Source organism: Pseudomonas sp. NFACC24-1, from assembly GCF_900115235.1.
GTDB classification, from domain to species: Bacteria; Pseudomonadota; Gammaproteobacteria; order Pseudomonadales; family Pseudomonadaceae; genus Aquipseudomonas; species Aquipseudomonas fluorescens_AA.
Map to the genome: position 1 here is coordinate 79,533 of NZ_FOVS01000021.1, position 15,421 is coordinate 94,953.

The following is a 15,421-nucleotide window of genomic DNA, read 5'->3' on the forward strand; positions in this document are numbered from 1 at the left end:
GACGCTCCGCGTCCCATGTGACGCGGAGCGTCACTGGATGCATTCCCACGCAGGAACGTGGGAACGATCATGCGCCGGTAGGCCGGGGCTGATGGCTCTTTGAGTATGCCGTGCTCGTTGCGCGGATGTATTGATCTGGATCGTTATTTTTACCATCCAGGCTCATGCTAGAGTGCTCGGCCAAGACCCCGGAGCTTGTCATGCGTGTATCGATCCGCCGCTGCGCCACTTCACTGTTGATCGCCAGCCTGCCTTTGACGGCCGTGGCCGCGCCGATGCACAGCCAGTTCCTGCCGCCGGATGACCTGGTGGTGCGCCAGGAACAGCCCGAGCAGCAGCAGTTGCTGCAGGTGACCGAGTACTCGGTGGTGCTGGGTAACCAGCGCCAGTCCAACCAGCAGCCGATCCCGGTCACTTCGCCCTTGCTGGTCCGTCTCAAGGGCAAGTCCTTGAACAAGGGGGCGACGATCAGCCAGGTGATCCTCAACTTCGACGGCGAAAGCAAAAGCTTGAAGAAACCGGCCTTCGACGAGGCGAGCAAGACCCTGACACTGTCTTATCCACAGGCCCAGTACCGGGTGGTCATCGATCTGTTGCGCAACAACACGGTCTACGTGCAGTTCCTCACCTACGCCAACGGCCATATCTGGGCCGATCTGCACACCGGCACCGAACGCCCGCGTTGAGCCCCGAGGCCTGCCGGGGGTAAACTGCCCGCCCCGTGAATTGTGCGAGTTGGAGCCGGCAATGCGTAAAGACAAGAAACAAGTGATTGGCGACGAGATTGGCGACGAGCAGATCAAGCTGTTCCTCAATTTCGAACCGGTCGATGCCACTTCGCCGTCGTTGCACAAACTGATCAAGGCCTACCGTGGCCTGCGGGTCGATGATTTCGAGCGTTTCTTGACGTTCTTCGTCGAGGCCGGCCATGACCTCGACGGCAAGGATGAGCACGGCAACGATTTCGTTGCGCTGATCCAGGACCAGCGCAATGCCGAGGAATACATCGAATTGATCAACAAGGCGCGCCGCTGAATTGAACCCTGTCAACGCTCTTCGGAGCGTTGAAGCGTTCGGGCTGACCGCAACTAATTTCTTCTTCTGCAAGTTGCTCCGAAAGGTTATGTCACCATTCGGGCTGTTTTGTTTTATTTGAATTTCCATTACTTTTGCGCCGAAGCCAAGTGGCTTTGACGTCATCGTTTAAATGGAGTTGTATTCATCATGGAAGATCAAAAGAAGTTTGTCGCCGGGGTGTTGTTGTCCCTGGCGGCGTGTCTGGCAAGTTCAGCTTCCTGTGCGCGGGATGAAATTGTCAATGTCGAAGTCTATAACGCAACCGCCGCCGTCATCGTTCCCGGCAGCGATTTTACCTGGACGCAGAATCCGGCCAATGCAGGCCACAGCTTTTCGATAAACCCGGGCGAGAGCCAGGAATTAACCTACTACCTGCCCCAGTCACGCGCCGAGCGAGAGGCCTTCAGCTACACGCAAGGCAGCCGAACCTGTCATTTCAGCTTTGGACATGTCCCAAGGGCCCCGGGCAATGATAAAGAGGCAATGCCTTATCATCGCTGGGTCAAGGCTGAGCCGGCGGGTTCCTGTGTCGCTGAACTGTTTTATGTTGAAGATGATGACGACTATGTCAGTCACGGTGGAACACGGGTTAAATTCAGCATGAACTAACACCGAGGAAATAAAAAAGCCTCCCGTCTGCACGGGAGGCTTTTTTATATGAGTGGCAAGGTGTCAGGCGTAACTTTGAGCCTTGCTGTCTTCAACCAACTCCAACGCAATGTTGTTCTGCGCGTTGATCTTGCGATACAGCGCCGCGTCGGTTTCCAGCACTTTTTCCCGGGCCGGGAATATCTCTGCGAGCTTGCCAGCCCACTCGCCCTTGGCCTTGTCCGGGAAGCAGCGTTCGATCAGTTCCAGCATGATCGATACGGTCACCGAAGCCCCCGGCGATGCGCCGAGCAGGGCGGCGAGGGTGCCGTCCTTGGCTGCCACCAGTTCGGTGCCGAACTGCAGGACGCCACCTTTCTTCGGATCTTTCTTGATGATCTGCACCCGCTGGCCGGCCACTTCCAGGCGCCAGTCTTCGGCTTTCGCCTCGGGGTAGAAGCGACGCAGGGATTCCAGGCGCTGCTCCATGGACTGCATCACTTCGCTGATCAGGTACTTGGTCAGGTCCATGTTGTCCCGGGCCACGGCCAGCATCGGGCCGATGTTGCCGGCGCGTACCGACAGCGGCAGGTCCATGAGCGAACCGTGCTTGAGGAACTTGGTGGTGAAACCGGCGTATGGCCCGAACAGCAGGGATTTCTTGCCGTCGACCACGCGGGTGTCCAGGTGCGGCACCGACATCGGCGGCGAACCCACGGCGGCCTGGCTGTAGACCTTGGCCTGATGGTGCTTGACCACTTCCGGGTTATCGCAACGCAGCCACTGGCCGCTGACCGGGAAGCCACCGAAGCCCTTGCTTTCCTCGATGCCCGAGGCTTGCAGCAGCGGCAAGGCCGCGCCGCCGGCACCGAGGAACACGAACTTGGCGTCGACTTCGCGGGTGCTGCCGGAATTGACGTCCTTGATGCTCACGGTCCAGCCGCTGCCGTTGCGCTTGAGGCCGGTGACGCGCTTGCAGTATTTGACCTGGGTGTCCGGGGCGCTGGTCAGGTGCTTGAGCAACTGATTGGTCAGGGCGCCGAAGTTGACGTCGGTCCCGTTCATGACGCGGGTGGCGGCGATGACTTCATCGTCCGGCCGGCCAGGCATCATCAACGGCATCCACTCGGCCATCTGGCCTTTGTCTTCGGTGTATTCCATGTCGGCGAAGGCGTGATGCTGACGCATCAGCTCGAAGCGCTTCTTCAGGAACGCCACGCCTTTCTCACCCTGTACGAAACTCAGGTGTGGCACCGGGGCGATGAAGGACTTGGAGGAGCCGAACGTGCCTTTGCGGGTCAGGTACGTCCAGAACTGCTTCGACACTTCGAACTGGGTGTTGATGTGCACGGCTTTCTTGATGTCGACCGTGCCGTCGGCCGCCTGGGGTGTGTAGTTGAGCTCACACAGCCCGGCGTGGCCGGTACCGGCGTTGTTCCACGGGTTGGAACTCTCCGCGGCACCGGAGTCCATCAGCTCGACGACTTCCAGCGAGACCGCGGGGTCGAGCTCCTTGAGCAGCACGGCCAGGGTGGCACTCATGATGCCGGCCCCTACCAGAACTACATCGACTGCTTCGTTATGCGCCATTTAACGCGTCTCCAAAATCTGCAGCACCAAATTGTCGGCATAGCGGCCAGGAGTGGCGGGGCGGGTCAGTTGCGCCCCAGTTATCCATGGCCAGGATCGCCATGTCCGAATCTTCGCAATTTTTCGCACCTACTGCGGATGCATGCAGCCTGGCCTCAAGAGTCACATGAACTCATTTAAGCGCCGGGCAGGCAATTCGACTTATGGCCGAGACATCCGTTCGTGCAACCAAATCCGTAGCGGACAGGCTTCAGGCGCCGGTTCTTGAGCGATATCCGGTCCTGTGTCGTTGGGCTGTTTCAGACGCTAATGGTGCTTGTTCAGACGCAAAACTCTTCATTTGCTCGCCACACTCTCGTGAAGTTGTGAAAACCCGTTTTTTCACGCTCTTTTGAAGACGTGAACCTCAAAAAAGGGCTGTCCCAGCCTGGCACCGTGCCCGGTTTGGTTGCCCCCATGCAGTACATGACAGGCAAAACAGGCAGACAGCTCAGTGACCGAGCGTAATGACAGCTCTGCAGATTCGCGAAAAGTGGTGATTTGCCTGGAGAACAGCAAGCGCGCCAGCTTCACTCGATCTGTGTGGGCGGCTCTCTGTGGGCGGTGCGGGGTGCCAATACCAGGGTATCAGCGGTGTTGCGAGGCCCGATCAGGAGACGTCCTTATAATCGGGGGGAGATTGTATCGAAGAAACGCAGGGAAATGGTCGTGTTTAATGACTTTTATTAGCCGTCCGGTCAGATGGTCAACAGTTGCCGGTTGCGTGCGCGGGCACGAAGCGGTTGCACGCGGGCGCTGGCGGGCAATGGCTGGTGCAACCAGTTGAGGCGGATTTCGTCGATTTCCACCCAGCCCTCGCCCATGGGTTGCAGGCTGCACTGCTTGAAGGCCTGGCAACGGCCGTTGCGATCGAGCAGGGCGAAGCTACGGTGATGGGGACGCGGGGTGAACAGGGAAATGAGGAAGCGCATGGGCGGATACCGGGTCAGGGAGCTTGGAGCAAGCCTGACAGCGAGCCATGACATGCCGGTGTACGGACCGTGACAATGGGGTGACAGGAACCGGCAATCACGGCCCGTGTCAGACATTTCAGTATTCATCGTGTGACGCTAGTTCACGGCGATGGCGCACCGCTATACTGCCGGCCTGTTTGTGCCCGATTCTGGAGAGAAGAGCATGTTGCAACGCCTGTTGTTCGGTTTGATCGCTGTGACCAGTCTGACCCTCGTCGGCTGCGCCCACAGCCCGCAACAACTTAACCCGGAGCCCAAGCTCAATGCCCAACTGGCGCCTGTGGGGCGTGGCCAGCCGGTGGTGGTGCGGGTCGTGGACGGTCGTCCGTCGCCGACGCTCGGCACCCGTGGCGGGCTGTACCCGGAAACCAGCGTGATCACGGTGCAGGGGGCGCAGATCCTGCCCAAGCTGCAGGCCCAGGCTGAAGCCGCGGTGCGTTTGCTGGGCTTCACGCCGACCGCCAATGCCTTGAATGCACCGCAACTGACCGTGACCCTGGCTGAGCTCAAGTATCAGTCGCCCAAGGAAGGCATGTACGTGACCGAAGCTACCATCGGCGCGACCTTCCGCTCCGACGTGCAGAACGCCAACCGCCGCTACAGCGGTCGTTACGGGGCGTCCCTGGACCAGCGCTTCGGCATGGCGCCCAACCAGGACACCAACACCAAGCTGGTCAGCGACGTGTTGAGCGATGCCCTGACCCGGCTGTTCAAGGACCCGACCATTGGCCAGGTGTTGGCTGAGTAAGCACCAAGTCTGCAACCCCGTGGGAGCGAGCTTGCTCGCGATAGCTGAGTGTCAGCCATTTCGATGTTGGCTGATCCACCGCCATCGCGAACAAGCTCGCTCCCACAATTTTTTCAGGCGGCCTGGGAATAGAATTCCAGCACGCTGATCCCGGTCAGCAGGTCTGTCTCAGGCAGGTCGGCATGTTGATGGCCGCCGAGGGCGCAGTATACCAGCCAATGACGGTCCTGCACATTGAAGGACAGGCTGTCGACGAGGTTCTGTTGTTCCTCGCTTGGGCTGATGAGATAGAGGCGATCCTGGTTTTCGGCGTGCAGCATGACGGGTTCCGTGCGGGTTTGAAGGGCGACAGAGTGGCCTATTCAGATGACGAAACCGTGACGTAAAGAATTACGATGGATTGAGGCCTTTCTCCTGCAGAAAGCTCGGGGCTGCTTCGCAGCCCAGCGGGGATAAATCCCCTCGCCACAAAGTCACTACGCCAACATCCGAAGGCGCCGAAGAAGGTCGTTACTGGTCGGAAAAAACGGTGCAGGGCGGCAGGCTTTCGGTAGAATCCGCGCCCTGTTCGTAGGTCATGGGCGTATCTGTCCTGTCCGTTTTTCGCTTGAGGTTCGTGATGTCGCTGCATCTGTTTTCGTTGTTCGCCGCCCACCCCGCCAAACTGATCAACCTGCTCGCGCTGCTGTTTGCCTGCCCGGGCGGCTGGGTATTGCACGCGACGCGTCGCCGTGAACAGCGGGCGCGCGCCTGCCTGCAAGCACGCAATGGCAATGGCGAGGAGCGCTTCGAAGCACTGCTGGACCTGGCCACCCAGCGCATGAACCGGTTCTTCTATCGGTTCGGCTTTGGCTGCCTGGCGCTGGCGTTGCTGGTGTCGTGGATCAGTACGCAGTTCTGATGAGATAACCGTTTTGATCGGGGCATGGTGGCCTGTGGCGAGGGGATTTATCCCCGTTGGGCTGCCGTAGCAGCCCTGATCAGGTTGATGTGATCGACCAGACTTACCGAGCTGTCAGGGTTTGGGGCTGCTGCGCAGCCCAGCGGGGATAAATCCCCTCGCCACAGCAAGCTCCCTTGCCACAGGGAACCCGTGTCCTCAGACCTATCGTTTAAAGCGCCAACCCGGCCTTGACCCGGTACTGATTACGCACCGGCGTCGCATATTGCAGCACCAGGAACGGCCGGTGTTCCGGCGGGCAAGCGTCCAGCCGGCGCTGCCATTCTTCCTGGGCCTTGGCCAGCTCGTCGGCACCAAACACTTCGGCCGCCGTCGGCACCTGCAACTGCGGGTCGGCGTCGGCCCATTGGGCGTAAGCCAGGTAATGCACCGGGAACAGGCGGTAGCCGCCGAGAATCTGCCGGTCCATTTCCAGGGCCAATTGCTTGGTGTCCTCGAACAGCTCGGTGATGGGCGCGGCGAAGTTCACGTGGACCCGGCCCTTGTAGCCGGTGATGCCCTTGGCGATGCTCACGTCGTCCTCGCCCGGTGCCTTGGTGTAGGTGCCGGTGGTGGCGCGGATATACAGCTCGCGGGCCTTGGCCTGGTCGCACGGGTCGTATTCGTAGCTGATCGACACCGGCGTGAGGTTCAGCGACTGGATCACCTCGCCGAACGGTTCGTCCTTGCGGCTCATGTGGAACATCTTGAGGATCGCCGATTCGGTCCGGTCGTCACCGTCCTTGGCCCGCCCTTCGGCCTGGGCGATCCAGATCGAGGCGCAGTCGTTGCGGATCGAATGGTTGATGTACGCCGACAGCAACTGGTACGCCGCCATTTTTTCCCGCCGTCCGGTGATTGAGCGGTGCACGATGAAGCTCTTGTTCAGGCGCATCAGGTCGCTGACAAAAGGCTTTTGCAGCAGGTTGTCGCCAATGGCGATGCGCGGCGTCGGCAGGCCGGCGTGGTACACGGCGTAGTTGACGAAGGCCGGGTCCATCACGATATCGCGGTGGTTGGCGATGAACAGGTAGGCGCTGCCGGACTTGAATTGCTCCACGCCGGTGTAGGTCACGCCATCGGTGGCGCGCTCGATGGTGTGGTCGACGTAGAACTCTACCTTGTCCTGCAAAGTGGCGACCGACGTCACACCGGCGAACTCACGGCGCAATCTTTGCGCTATAAGGGGTTTGAGCATCCAGCCGAACGCGCCGGCCAGGCGTGGGAAGCGGAAGTGGGTGAGGATATCTAGAAACGCCTTGTCGCCGAGCAGCCGTGCCAGCACCGCTGGGACTTCGCTGTCGTCGTAAGGTCGGATGGCATCGAATTCGCCCATCATGCTCTCTTGTTGGAAACGGCTAGGGTAAGTAAAGGTTCGATCGAAAAAACGACGGGGCACGGCCTGGAAGATAAGCCAGACGAAAATAGCCCTGCAAATAGACCGGCGATTATACGCACAAGTCACTTGGGAGACCGCGATGCTGGAGCAGGCTCATTATGATTGTCCCTATTGTGGGGAGGATGTGGAGACAACCGTGGACTTGTCCGGCGGCGACCAGACCTACATCGAGGACTGTCAGGTGTGCTGTCGACCGATCACTTTTGTGCTGCAGGTCCATGGCGAGGAATGGCATCTCGAAGTCTTCAGCGAAAACGAATGATGGGGCGCCCATGCAGCGAATCTACGAGCTGGAAAACCTGATGGAAGGCGAGTTGTTGCAAGGGATGCTTGCGAGCGAAGGCATCACGGCGCATCTGGTGGGGCGTGATTTGCTGGGCGGCGCGGGGGAGTTGCCCATTCAGGGCCTGCTGGGGCTGGCGGTGGAGGACGAGCAGGCGCAATACGCCCGTGAGTTGATCGCCGCGTACAATGCCGCGCTGCCGCTGCCCGGCGATGAACCGGACAGCTACCCCGGCACGCTGGTCTGTTAGGCTGGCGGTCGTTCGTTCGATCAAGAGTCGTGTTGCCCCATGTGTGGACGTTATGCCCTGTTTCGCTGGAACCCCGCCTTTGCGGCCCTGCCCGGTTTTCCCGCCGATCAGAAGGCCCAGTGGAATATTTCGCCCAACGATTCGGTGCTGATACTGCGGGCCGGCGCCGAGGGCCAGCGCGAGCTGGCTCGGGCGCGCTGGGGCCTGACGCCGCCGTGGCTGACCGACCTGTCCCGCACCCCGGCCCATGCCCGGGCCGAAACCGTGGCCGAGCAGCCGATGTTTCGCGAGGCCTTGCGCCTGCGCCGCTGCCTGCTGCCGGCCAACGGCTTTTATGAGTGGCGCGGCGGCACGCGCAAGCGTCCGTACTGGCTGACGCCGGGGGAGGGCTCGTCGCTGTCTTTTGCCGCGATCTGGGAAGCGTATCCGGTGCAGGAGCAGGTGTGGCTGAGCACGGCGGTCATCACTCAGCCGGCGGCGGGGCAGCGCCGGCCGTTGATCCTGGACGAAGAAGGCCAGCGCCTGTGGCTCGACCCTCAGACGCCGCTGCATGCCTTGCAAGGGTTGCTGGCAAGCGAGCCGGCGCCACTGCGCGAGCGGGTATTGGCCAATATGGTCAATGATCCGAAGCTCAATGGGCCGGAGTGCTTGACGCCTGCTTGAGTTTTGCGGCGCTTTTATTGGCCTCATCGCGAGCAAGCTCGCTCCCACAGGTTATGGGCGTTACTCGTGATGCGGTTCGCCCAGGAAGGTCAGCGAGGTGAACACGCCGCGGGTGGCCACGTCCTTGTTGTCCTTGAGCGCAATTTCCATCTGCGCCGCGATCACATTCAGGCCTTCGTTGCGCACCAGCACCTTGGCCCGGCCTTCTGCGTCGGTTTCGGTCGATACGGTGTTCGGCGCGCTGCGGTAGTCGCCCACCAGTTTCACTCCAGCGGCCGGTTTGCCATCCAGCAGCACCCGTACCGGCAGTGACTGGCCCGGGCCTACGGTCAGCGGGTCGACTTCCGGCAGGATCACGAACTTGATCGGTGCAAGCGTCGGCAGTTTCGCCCCCGGCTCATAGATCGCCAGGCTGTATTTGAACGTATGGGTCGATTCGATCGCCCCGGGCACTTTGCTGCGGCCTTCGTTGATCCACTTCTTGTCGGCCGTCTGGGACCACATGCCGTTGTCCAGCGCCACGGCCAGCACCGCTGGCGGCTTGAGCGGTTGCAGGCGGGCGTGGTCCGGCAGGCGCTCTACGGTGACGGGGATCATCTTGCCGCCCAGGTCATAGGCCCAGGCACCGCTGATTTTCTGCGCCTTGAAGGGGTTGTCTTCGGCGCCGTGGCCGTAGATCACTTCGACGTTGCCGCGACGCTGTTCGGTCCACAGGCCATGGGCCGAGGCCTGCGCGGCCAGGAGCAGGCCAAGCAGGGCGAAGGTCTTGGGGTATTTCATGCTGACTTCCTTATAGATCGAGGGTGAGGCTGACAGTGAAGTTGCGCGGATCGCCGGGGGTGACCCAGTAGTTGCTGTAGGAGCGTTCGTAGTATTTTTCGTCGAAGACGTTATTCAGGTTCAGGCCCACGGTGACGTCATCGCTGGCCTTGTAATGGGCCAGCAGGTCCACGGTGTGGTAGGCCGGCAGTTCGAAATCCTTGCCGGCTTCGCCCGAGCGATCGCCGACGTAAGTGAACGCCGCGCCAACATCCGAGCCGCGCAGGTGCCCATCCTGGAATTCGTAGACCCCCAGCACGCTGCCGCTGTGTTTGGCGACGCCGAGGATCCGGCTGCCAGTGGGGTTTCCCGGGTCACCCTTGGTCACTTCGGCGTCGATGTAGGCATAGGCGCCGATCACGCGCACGGCGTCGGTCACCTGCCCAGTCACTTGCAGGTCGATGCCCTGGCTGCGGGCCTTGCCGATGGCGCGGCTGAAGTCGGTCCCGGCGACCGGGCTCAGGACGTTTTCCTTCTCTATATGGAAGGCCGCCAGGGTAGTGCTCAGGCGATCGTCGAACCACTCGCTCTTGATCCCCACTTCATAGCCGACCCCTTCTTCGGGATCGAAAGTCTTGCCACTGGCATCCAGGCCGTTGTTGGGCTTGAACGAGGTGGAGGCGTTGGCGAACAGCCCGACTTCGGGTGTCAGTTGATACAGCAGGCCGGCTCGTTGCGTCAGGGTGTCGTGGCGCTGGCGGCTGGTTTTACTGCGGGTGTGGTCGTCGATGCTCTGCTCGAAATGCTCATACCGCACGCCGAGCATGCCCCGCAGCTTGTCAGTGAAGATGATCTGGTCCTGCAGGTTCAGCGCCCGGCTTTGCACATGTTCGAAGAAGTCTGTGCCGGTCCGGGCACCATTGGGTTTCGGCTGGCCGTAGATCGGCTGATAGAGGTCGATGGGGTAGGGGCTGCCACCGATGGTGGTCACGCGCTCGTTCTTGCGGTAGTCCTCGTATTCGCTGCCGACCAGCAGTTCGTGCTGCCACGGGCCGAGGTCGAACAGGCCGCGCAGTTCCAGTTGGGTGATGCTGTCGTGCCAATTGTTGTCGCGCTCGCGGTAGCGGCGGTTCACCGTGTGGCCGTCGGCGTTCAACGGGCGTGCTTCGGAAGCGAATCCCCAGAGCTCACCCTGCTTGTAATGGCTGGCCAAGCGTAACTGCCAGGCGTCGTTGAGCTGATGCTCGAGGGCGGCCTGGAGCATGTTGTTGTGATTGTCGATGTCGCCGTCGTTGGGCTCGCCCAGGAACGTCGAGCGGGAAACGCCGCTCCAGCGATTGTTCGGGGCGACGATGCCACGGTCGAACGTCGAGCTGTGGCGCACGATTTCGCTTTCCACCCGCAACCGGGTGTCGGGGTTCAACTGCCAACTGATGGAAGGCGCGACGAAGACGCGCTTGCTGCCGACGTGATCGCGAAAGCTGTGGTTGTCCTCGACCGCCAGGTTGACCCGCGACAGCAGGTTGCCCTCGGTGTCCAGTGGCGTGTTGACGTCCAGCGCGGTGCGGTAGCGGTCCCAACTGCCGGCGCTGGTCTGCAGGGTGGTGAAGGCTTCCGGTTGCGGTTTCTTGGTGACAATGTTCACCGTACCGCCGGGATCGCCCCGTCCATACAGGCTGGCGGCCGGGCCCTTGAGCACTTCGATGCGTTCGATGTTCGCGGCGTCCGGGGTGCTCGGATAACCGCGGTTGGCGCTGAAGCCGTCCTTGTAGAACTCCGAAGTGGTGAAGCCGCGCACGCTGTATTCGTAGAGCGTCAGGCCGCCGAAGTTGTTCTGCTTCGACACACCGCCGGCATATTCCAAGGCTCGCTCGACGCTGGTGCTGCCCAGGTCCTTGAGCACGCTGGCGGGAATCACGCTGATCGATTGCGGGATGTCGCGCAGGGCGGTGTCGGTTTTGGTGGCGCTGGCCGAGCGGGTGGCGCGGTAACCCGTCACAGGGCCGGTGGGGGATTCGTAGTCGGACGTCACGGTGATGGCGTCCAGTTCCAGCGGTTGGATTTCTTCGGCGTAGGCCGGATCGCCGAGCAGGCCGAGGGCGAGGCTGACAGCCGAAATCCGTTTTAAGGGTGGCATGTTATGTTGTTCCAATTTTTAGTATTGAAACAATATAACACTACTAATGAGAATTTATGCTATCTGTAATTTCAAGTGGAATCTGGATAGGTTTGCCAGGGGGATCACATTGGAGGTGCAGGTAGGCATCTTTGTGGCGAGGGGATTTATCCCCGTTCGGCTGCGCAGCAGCCGTAGACCGTTGGTGCGGTTCGTCTGATGGACCGCGGTGTCTGATTTTGGGGTTGCTGCGCAACCCAGCGGGGATAAATCCCCTCGCCACAAGTTTTTCAGGCCCCCAGGATGTGTTCCGCGGCTACTGCTCTTCCTTGAGCACCACCGGCGCCGGCGGCGGGCGCAGGCCGATTTCGGCGGTGAGCTTGAGCTCCTTGCCGTTGCGCATGACCTGGATCGTCACCTTGTCGGTGGGCTTGATCCGCGCCACCTGGTTCATCGAGCGGCGGCCATCGCCGGCCGGTTCGCCATCGATGCTCAGGATCACATCGCCCAGTTGCAGGCCGGCCTTCTGCGCCGGACCGTCGCGGAAAATTCCCGCCACCACGATACCGGGCCGCCCGGACAAGCCGAAGGACTCCGCCAGTTCCTGGGTCAGCGGCTGGACTTCAATGCCCAGCCAGCCACGGATCACCTGGCCGTGTTCGATGATCGACTTCATCACCTCCATCGCCAGCTTCACCGGAATGGCGAAACCGATGCCCTGGCTGCCGCCGGACTTGGAAAAGATCGCCGTGTTGATCCCGGTGAGGTTGCCGTTGGCATCCACCAGCGCGCCGCCGGAGTTGCCGGGGTTGATCGCGGCGTCGGTCTGGATGAAGTCCTCGTAGTTGTTCAGGCCCAACTGATTGCGCCCGGTGGCGCTGATGATGCCCATGGTCACGGTCTGGCCGACGCCGAACGGGTTGCCGATGGCCAGGGCGACGTCACCGATGCGGATGCTGTCGGAGCGGCCGATGGTGATGGCCGGCAGGTTCTTGAGGTCGATCTTCAGCACCGCGAGGTCGGTTTCCGGGTCGCTGCCGATCACCCGGGCCAGGGTTTCACGGCCGTCCTTGAGGGCCACCACGATCTGGTCGGCACCGCTGGTGACGTGGTTGTTGGTCAGGATGTAGCCTTCCGGGCTCATGATCACGCCCGAGCCCAGGCTCGACTCCATGCGTTTCTGCTTGGGCGAGTTGTCGCCGAAGAAGCGCCGGAATTGCGGGTCTTCGAACAGCGGATGGCTGGGTTTGTTGATGACCTTGGTGGTGTACAGGTTCACCACGGCCGGCGCGGCGGTGGTCACGGCGTCGGCATAGGACACCGGCCCCTGTTGCACCGCCTTGGTTTGCGGTGCCTGCTGCAGGTTGACGTCGAGGCTCGGCAGGCCGACCCATTCCGGGTAGCGCTGGATAATCAGTAGAGCGACAAGCACGCCGGCCAACAGCGGCCAGCCGGAAAAACGCAGCGCCTTGAGCATTAAGCACGTCCTACAAAGGTTGCAGGCGGTATGAGACCGCCCATAATGTCGCGCATTATACGAGGCCGCGCGCGCCTCTGAACGGGATATTTAGGAGTCTTTTATGGCCGTAGCCCTGAACACCCTGGTTGAAGAAGCGGACCGTTACCTGGCCAGCAGCCGGATTGCCGATTATTGCCCCAATGGCCTGCAGGTCGAAGGCGCGCCCCAGGTGATGCGCATCGTCAGCGGTGTCACCGCCAGCCAGGCGCTGCTCGATGCCGCCGTCGAGGCCGAGGCCGACCTGGTGCTGGTGCATCACGGTTATTTCTGGAAGGGCGAGAACCCTTGCATCACCGGCATGAAACAGCGTCGCCTAAAAACGTTGCTCAAGCATGACATCAGCCTGTTGGCCTATCACTTGCCCCTGGACCTGCACCCCGAGGTGGGCAACAACGTGCAATTGGCCCGCCAGTTGGACATCACCGTCGAGGGCCCCCTGGATCCGGACAATCCCAAGGTTGTCGGTCTGGTCGGTTCCCTGTCCGAACCGATGACGGCGCGGGATTTCGCGCGCAAGGTCCAGGAAACCCTGGGGCGCGAGCCCTTGCTGATCGAGGGTGGGCAGATGATCCGCCGGGTCGGCTGGTGCACCGGTGGCGGCCAAGGTTATATCGATCAGGCGGTGCTGGCCGGGGTCGACCTGTACCTCAGCGGCGAGGCGTCGGAGCAGACATTCCACAGTGCGCGGGAAAACGGCATCAGCTTCATCGCCGCCGGGCATCATGCGACCGAACGCTACGGCGTCCAGGCACTGGGTGACTACCTGGCGCGACGGTTTGCCCTGGAGCACATCTTCATCGATTGCCCGAATCCCATCTGACTGTAACCGGACCTGTGGGAGCGGGCTTGCTCGCGAATGCGGTGGGTCAGTCAACAGTTATGCAACTGAACCACCGCATTCGCGAGCAAGCCCGCTCCCACAAAGGTCAGTGCAATACCCGAACCACCAGGCATATCCATATGCTGTTTCGATCTAGTTGGCGCCCTGATTAGAAGAGGTCGCTGTGCTAGGATTCCCCGCTCGAACACGGCCCGCTGGCCGTTCATAAGAAAGTTTTCGTGAGTAGCCATGGTCGACAAACTGACGCATCTGAAACAGCTGGAGGCGGAAAGCATCCACATCATCCGCGAGGTGGCCGCCGAGTTCGATAACCCGGTGATGCTGTACTCCATCGGTAAAGACTCCGCCGTGATGCTGCACCTGGCACGCAAGGCGTTCTTCCCCGGCAAGCTGCCGTTTCCGGTGATGCACGTCGACACCCGCTGGAAATTCCAGGAAATGTACAAGTTCCGCGACCGCATGGTCGAGGAGCTGGGCCTGGACCTGATCACTCATGTGAACCCGGACGGCGTGGCGCAGGGCATCAACCCGTTCACCCACGGCAGTGCCAAGCACACCGACATCATGAAGACCGAAGGCCTCAAGCAGGCCTTGGACAAATATGGTTTCGACGCCGCGTTCGGCGGTGCCCGTCGCGATGAAGAGAAATCCCGCGCCAAGGAGCGCGTGTACTCGTTCCGTGACAGCAAGCACCGCTGGGACCCGAAGAACCAGCGGCCGGAACTGTGGAACGTCTACAACGGCAAGGTCAACAAAGGCGAGTCGATCCGCGTATTCCCGCTGTCGAACTGGACCGAGCTGGACATCTGGCAGTACATCTACCTCGAAGGTATCCCGATCGTGCCGCTGTACTTCGCCGCCGAGCGTGAAGTGATCGAGAAGAACGGCACGCTGATCATGATCGACGACGAGCGCATCCTCGAGCACCTGTCCGACGAAGACAAAGCCCGTATCGTCAAGAAGAAAGTGCGTTTCCGTACCCTTGGCTGCTACCCGTTGACGGGTGCGGTGGAGTCCGAGGCCGAGAGCCTGACGGACATCATTCAGGAAATGCTCCTGACGCGAACTTCCGAGCGCCAGGGCCGGGTCATCGACCACGATGGCGCAGGCTCGATGGAAGATAAAAAACGTCAAGGGTACTTTTAAGCTTCGAGTTACAAGCGGCAAGCTGCAAGTTAAAGGCTGTATGCGTAATTTGTAGCTTGGTGCTTGCAGCCGGTTGTTGCGAGCCGCGATTGAGTGACTCGTAATGGATTTCGAGAAGTTGGTTGTTTGGCAGAGAAGCAAGTGTCTGGCGGTGGGAATCTACCGAGAGTTTGCTCAATGCAGGGATCTTGGTTTTAAAGACCAAATCACCCGCTCAGCACTTTCGGTGCCTTCCAATATTGCTGAGGGAATGGAGCGGCGCAGCGCCAAAGAAAAGGTACGTTTTCTTTGGATCGCGAAGGCCTCTTGTGGAGAGTTACGAACACAGATTCTCATCGGCAGCGACATTGCTTACATCGCCCACCCGCTGGCTGATAACTGGATTGCAGAAACTCGCGAGCTATCAAAAATGCTCTGCGGCTTGATAAACAAAATTTCTGACTAGCTGTACGCCGACAAGCTTGCCGCTTGAAGCTTACAGCTCGGAGC

Annotated in this window: 18 protein-coding genes; 11 read left to right on the plus strand and 7 right to left on the minus strand. The window is 60.7% G+C overall.

The window, feature by feature from the left end:
• The first annotated feature begins 200 nt into the window (after positions 1-200).
• From BM317_RS19510 to BM317_RS19520, 3 genes are all read left to right on the plus strand, one after another.
• A complete protein-coding gene (locus BM317_RS19510) occupies positions 201-686 on the plus strand; it encodes a hypothetical protein (protein ID WP_092172121.1) in 486 nt (161 codons plus the stop codon).
• A gap of 61 nt (positions 687-747) precedes the next feature.
• Complete coding sequence (locus tag BM317_RS19515) at positions 748-1,035, plus strand: PA4642 family protein (protein ID WP_060740669.1); 288 nt, start codon at positions 748-750, stop codon at positions 1,033-1,035.
• Positions 1,036-1,224: 189 nt separating this feature from the next.
• Positions 1,225-1,686 (plus strand): hypothetical protein, encoded by a 462-nt coding sequence (locus BM317_RS19520; protein WP_092475761.1) that lies wholly within the window; start codon positions 1,225-1,227, stop codon positions 1,684-1,686.
• Between the two features lie 63 nt (positions 1,687-1,749).
• Here the strand turns inward: BM317_RS19520 and mqo are convergent, their stop codons facing one another.
• Positions 1,750-3,255, minus strand: coding sequence for a malate dehydrogenase (quinone) (gene mqo, locus BM317_RS19525; RefSeq protein ID WP_092172114.1), 1,506 nt, complete (start codon positions 3,253-3,255; stop codon positions 1,750-1,752).
• 737 nt (positions 3,256-3,992) lie between these two features.
• Positions 3,993-4,226, minus strand: a complete 234-nt coding sequence (locus tag BM317_RS19530; protein ID WP_014340171.1) for a hypothetical protein — start codon at positions 4,224-4,226, stop codon at positions 3,993-3,995.
• 205 nt (positions 4,227-4,431) lie between these two features.
• Between BM317_RS19530 and BM317_RS19535 the strand changes: the two genes are divergently transcribed.
• Positions 4,432-5,016 carry a YajG family lipoprotein gene (locus BM317_RS19535; RefSeq protein ID WP_003205489.1) on the plus strand — a complete coding sequence of 195 codons (585 nt, stop codon included), beginning with the start codon at positions 4,432-4,434 and terminating at the stop codon, positions 5,014-5,016.
• 113 nt (positions 5,017-5,129) lie between these two features.
• Here BM317_RS19535 and BM317_RS19540 read toward each other — a convergent pair whose 3' ends face one another.
• Positions 5,130-5,336 carry a hypothetical protein gene (locus tag BM317_RS19540; protein ID WP_092172111.1) on the minus strand — a complete coding sequence of 69 codons (207 nt, stop codon included), beginning with the start codon at positions 5,334-5,336 and terminating at the stop codon, positions 5,130-5,132.
• Between the two features lie 299 nt (positions 5,337-5,635).
• Here BM317_RS19540 and BM317_RS19545 point away from each other — a divergent pair, with 299 nt between their 5' ends.
• The gene (locus BM317_RS19545; protein ID WP_060740672.1) at positions 5,636-5,917 is read left to right on the plus strand and encodes a hypothetical protein; all 282 of its coding nucleotides are present in this window, start codon (positions 5,636-5,638) and stop codon (positions 5,915-5,917) included.
• A gap of 211 nt (positions 5,918-6,128) precedes the next feature.
• Here the strand turns inward: BM317_RS19545 and BM317_RS19550 are convergent, their stop codons facing one another.
• Positions 6,129-7,295, minus strand: coding sequence for a 1-acyl-sn-glycerol-3-phosphate acyltransferase (locus tag BM317_RS19550; RefSeq protein WP_060740673.1), 1,167 nt, complete (start codon positions 7,293-7,295; stop codon positions 6,129-6,131).
• 139 nt (positions 7,296-7,434) lie between these two features.
• Between BM317_RS19550 and BM317_RS19555 the strand changes: the two genes are divergently transcribed.
• Genes BM317_RS19555 through BM317_RS19565 form a run of 3 tightly spaced genes read left to right on the plus strand, consistent with a single transcriptional unit; the run spans position 7,435 to position 8,551 of the window.
• Positions 7,435-7,617: a CPXCG motif-containing cysteine-rich protein gene (locus BM317_RS19555; protein ID WP_060740674.1), complete on the plus strand. Its 183-nt coding sequence runs from the start codon at positions 7,435-7,437 to the stop codon at positions 7,615-7,617.
• 10 nt (positions 7,618-7,627) lie between these two features.
• On the plus strand, positions 7,628-7,888 hold the full coding sequence (locus BM317_RS19560; RefSeq protein WP_092172103.1) for a putative signal transducing protein: 261 nt from the start codon (positions 7,628-7,630) through the stop codon (positions 7,886-7,888).
• Between the two features lie 39 nt (positions 7,889-7,927).
• Positions 7,928-8,551, plus strand: a complete 624-nt coding sequence (locus tag BM317_RS19565; protein WP_092172098.1) for an SOS response-associated peptidase — start codon at positions 7,928-7,930, stop codon at positions 8,549-8,551.
• A 60-nt stretch (positions 8,552-8,611) separates the two neighbouring features.
• Here BM317_RS19565 and BM317_RS19570 read toward each other — a convergent pair whose 3' ends face one another.
• From BM317_RS19570 to algW, 3 genes are all read right to left on the minus strand, one after another.
• Complete coding sequence (locus BM317_RS19570) at positions 8,612-9,331, minus strand: DUF4198 domain-containing protein (protein ID WP_092475764.1); 720 nt, start codon at positions 9,329-9,331, stop codon at positions 8,612-8,614.
• A 10-nt stretch (positions 9,332-9,341) separates the two neighbouring features.
• Complete coding sequence (locus BM317_RS19575) at positions 9,342-11,447, minus strand: TonB-dependent siderophore receptor (protein WP_092475767.1); 2,106 nt, start codon at positions 11,445-11,447, stop codon at positions 9,342-9,344.
• A gap of 295 nt (positions 11,448-11,742) precedes the next feature.
• On the minus strand, positions 11,743-12,903 hold the full coding sequence (gene algW / locus BM317_RS19580) for a Do family serine endopeptidase AlgW (protein ID WP_072344423.1): 1,161 nt from the start codon (positions 12,901-12,903) through the stop codon (positions 11,743-11,745).
• Positions 12,904-13,006: 103 nt separating this feature from the next.
• Here algW and BM317_RS19585 point away from each other — a divergent pair, with 103 nt between their 5' ends.
• The 3 genes from BM317_RS19585 (at position 13,007) to BM317_RS19595 (ending at position 15,377) form a co-directional block, all read left to right on the plus strand.
• Positions 13,007-13,765, plus strand: coding sequence for a Nif3-like dinuclear metal center hexameric protein (locus BM317_RS19585; protein ID WP_092172087.1), 759 nt, complete (start codon positions 13,007-13,009; stop codon positions 13,763-13,765).
• Between the two features lie 249 nt (positions 13,766-14,014).
• Positions 14,015-14,932 carry a sulfate adenylyltransferase subunit CysD gene (gene cysD / locus BM317_RS19590; RefSeq protein ID WP_003178041.1) on the plus strand — a complete coding sequence of 306 codons (918 nt, stop codon included), beginning with the start codon at positions 14,015-14,017 and terminating at the stop codon, positions 14,930-14,932.
• 103 nt (positions 14,933-15,035) lie between these two features.
• Positions 15,036-15,377, plus strand: coding sequence for a four helix bundle protein (locus BM317_RS19595; protein ID WP_092172083.1), 342 nt, complete (start codon positions 15,036-15,038; stop codon positions 15,375-15,377).
• Positions 15,378-15,421: the final 44 nt, after the last annotated feature.

Bases quoted from the DNA above. Each gene is read 5' to 3' on its own strand.
- BM317_RS19530 (WP_014340171.1), bottom strand. From the start codon at position 4,226: ATGCGCTTCCTCATTTCCCTGTTCACCCCGCGTCCCCATCACCGTAGC.
- BM317_RS19510 (WP_092172121.1), top strand. From the start codon at position 201: ATGCGTGTATCGATCCGCCGCTGCGCCACTTCACTGTTGATCGCCAGC.
- BM317_RS19570 (WP_092475764.1), bottom strand. From the start codon at position 9,331: ATGAAATACCCCAAGACCTTCGCCCTGCTTGGCCTGCTCCTGGCCGCG.
- BM317_RS19545 (WP_060740672.1), top strand. From the start codon at position 5,636: ATGTCGCTGCATCTGTTTTCGTTGTTCGCCGCCCACCCCGCCAAACTG.
- BM317_RS19560 (WP_092172103.1), top strand. From the start codon at position 7,628: ATGCAGCGAATCTACGAGCTGGAAAACCTGATGGAAGGCGAGTTGTTG.
- BM317_RS19515 (WP_060740669.1), top strand. From the start codon at position 748: ATGCGTAAAGACAAGAAACAAGTGATTGGCGACGAGATTGGCGACGAG.
- BM317_RS19575 (WP_092475767.1), bottom strand. From the start codon at position 11,447: ATGCCACCCTTAAAACGGATTTCGGCTGTCAGCCTCGCCCTCGGCCTG.
- BM317_RS19585 (WP_092172087.1), top strand. From the start codon at position 13,007: ATGGCCGTAGCCCTGAACACCCTGGTTGAAGAAGCGGACCGTTACCTG.
- BM317_RS19555 (WP_060740674.1), top strand. From the start codon at position 7,435: ATGCTGGAGCAGGCTCATTATGATTGTCCCTATTGTGGGGAGGATGTG.
- BM317_RS19550 (WP_060740673.1), bottom strand. From the start codon at position 7,295: ATGATGGGCGAATTCGATGCCATCCGACCTTACGACGACAGCGAAGTC.
- BM317_RS19595 (WP_092172083.1), top strand. From the start codon at position 15,036: ATGGATTTCGAGAAGTTGGTTGTTTGGCAGAGAAGCAAGTGTCTGGCG.
- BM317_RS19540 (WP_092172111.1), bottom strand. From the start codon at position 5,336: ATGCTGCACGCCGAAAACCAGGATCGCCTCTATCTCATCAGCCCAAGC.
- BM317_RS19535 (WP_003205489.1), top strand. From the start codon at position 4,432: ATGTTGCAACGCCTGTTGTTCGGTTTGATCGCTGTGACCAGTCTGACC.
- cysD (WP_003178041.1), top strand. From the start codon at position 14,015: ATGGTCGACAAACTGACGCATCTGAAACAGCTGGAGGCGGAAAGCATC.
- BM317_RS19565 (WP_092172098.1), top strand. From the start codon at position 7,928: ATGTGTGGACGTTATGCCCTGTTTCGCTGGAACCCCGCCTTTGCGGCC.
- mqo (WP_092172114.1), bottom strand. From the start codon at position 3,255: ATGGCGCATAACGAAGCAGTCGATGTAGTTCTGGTAGGGGCCGGCATC.
- algW (WP_072344423.1), bottom strand. From the start codon at position 12,903: ATGCTCAAGGCGCTGCGTTTTTCCGGCTGGCCGCTGTTGGCCGGCGTG.
- BM317_RS19520 (WP_092475761.1), top strand. From the start codon at position 1,225: ATGGAAGATCAAAAGAAGTTTGTCGCCGGGGTGTTGTTGTCCCTGGCG.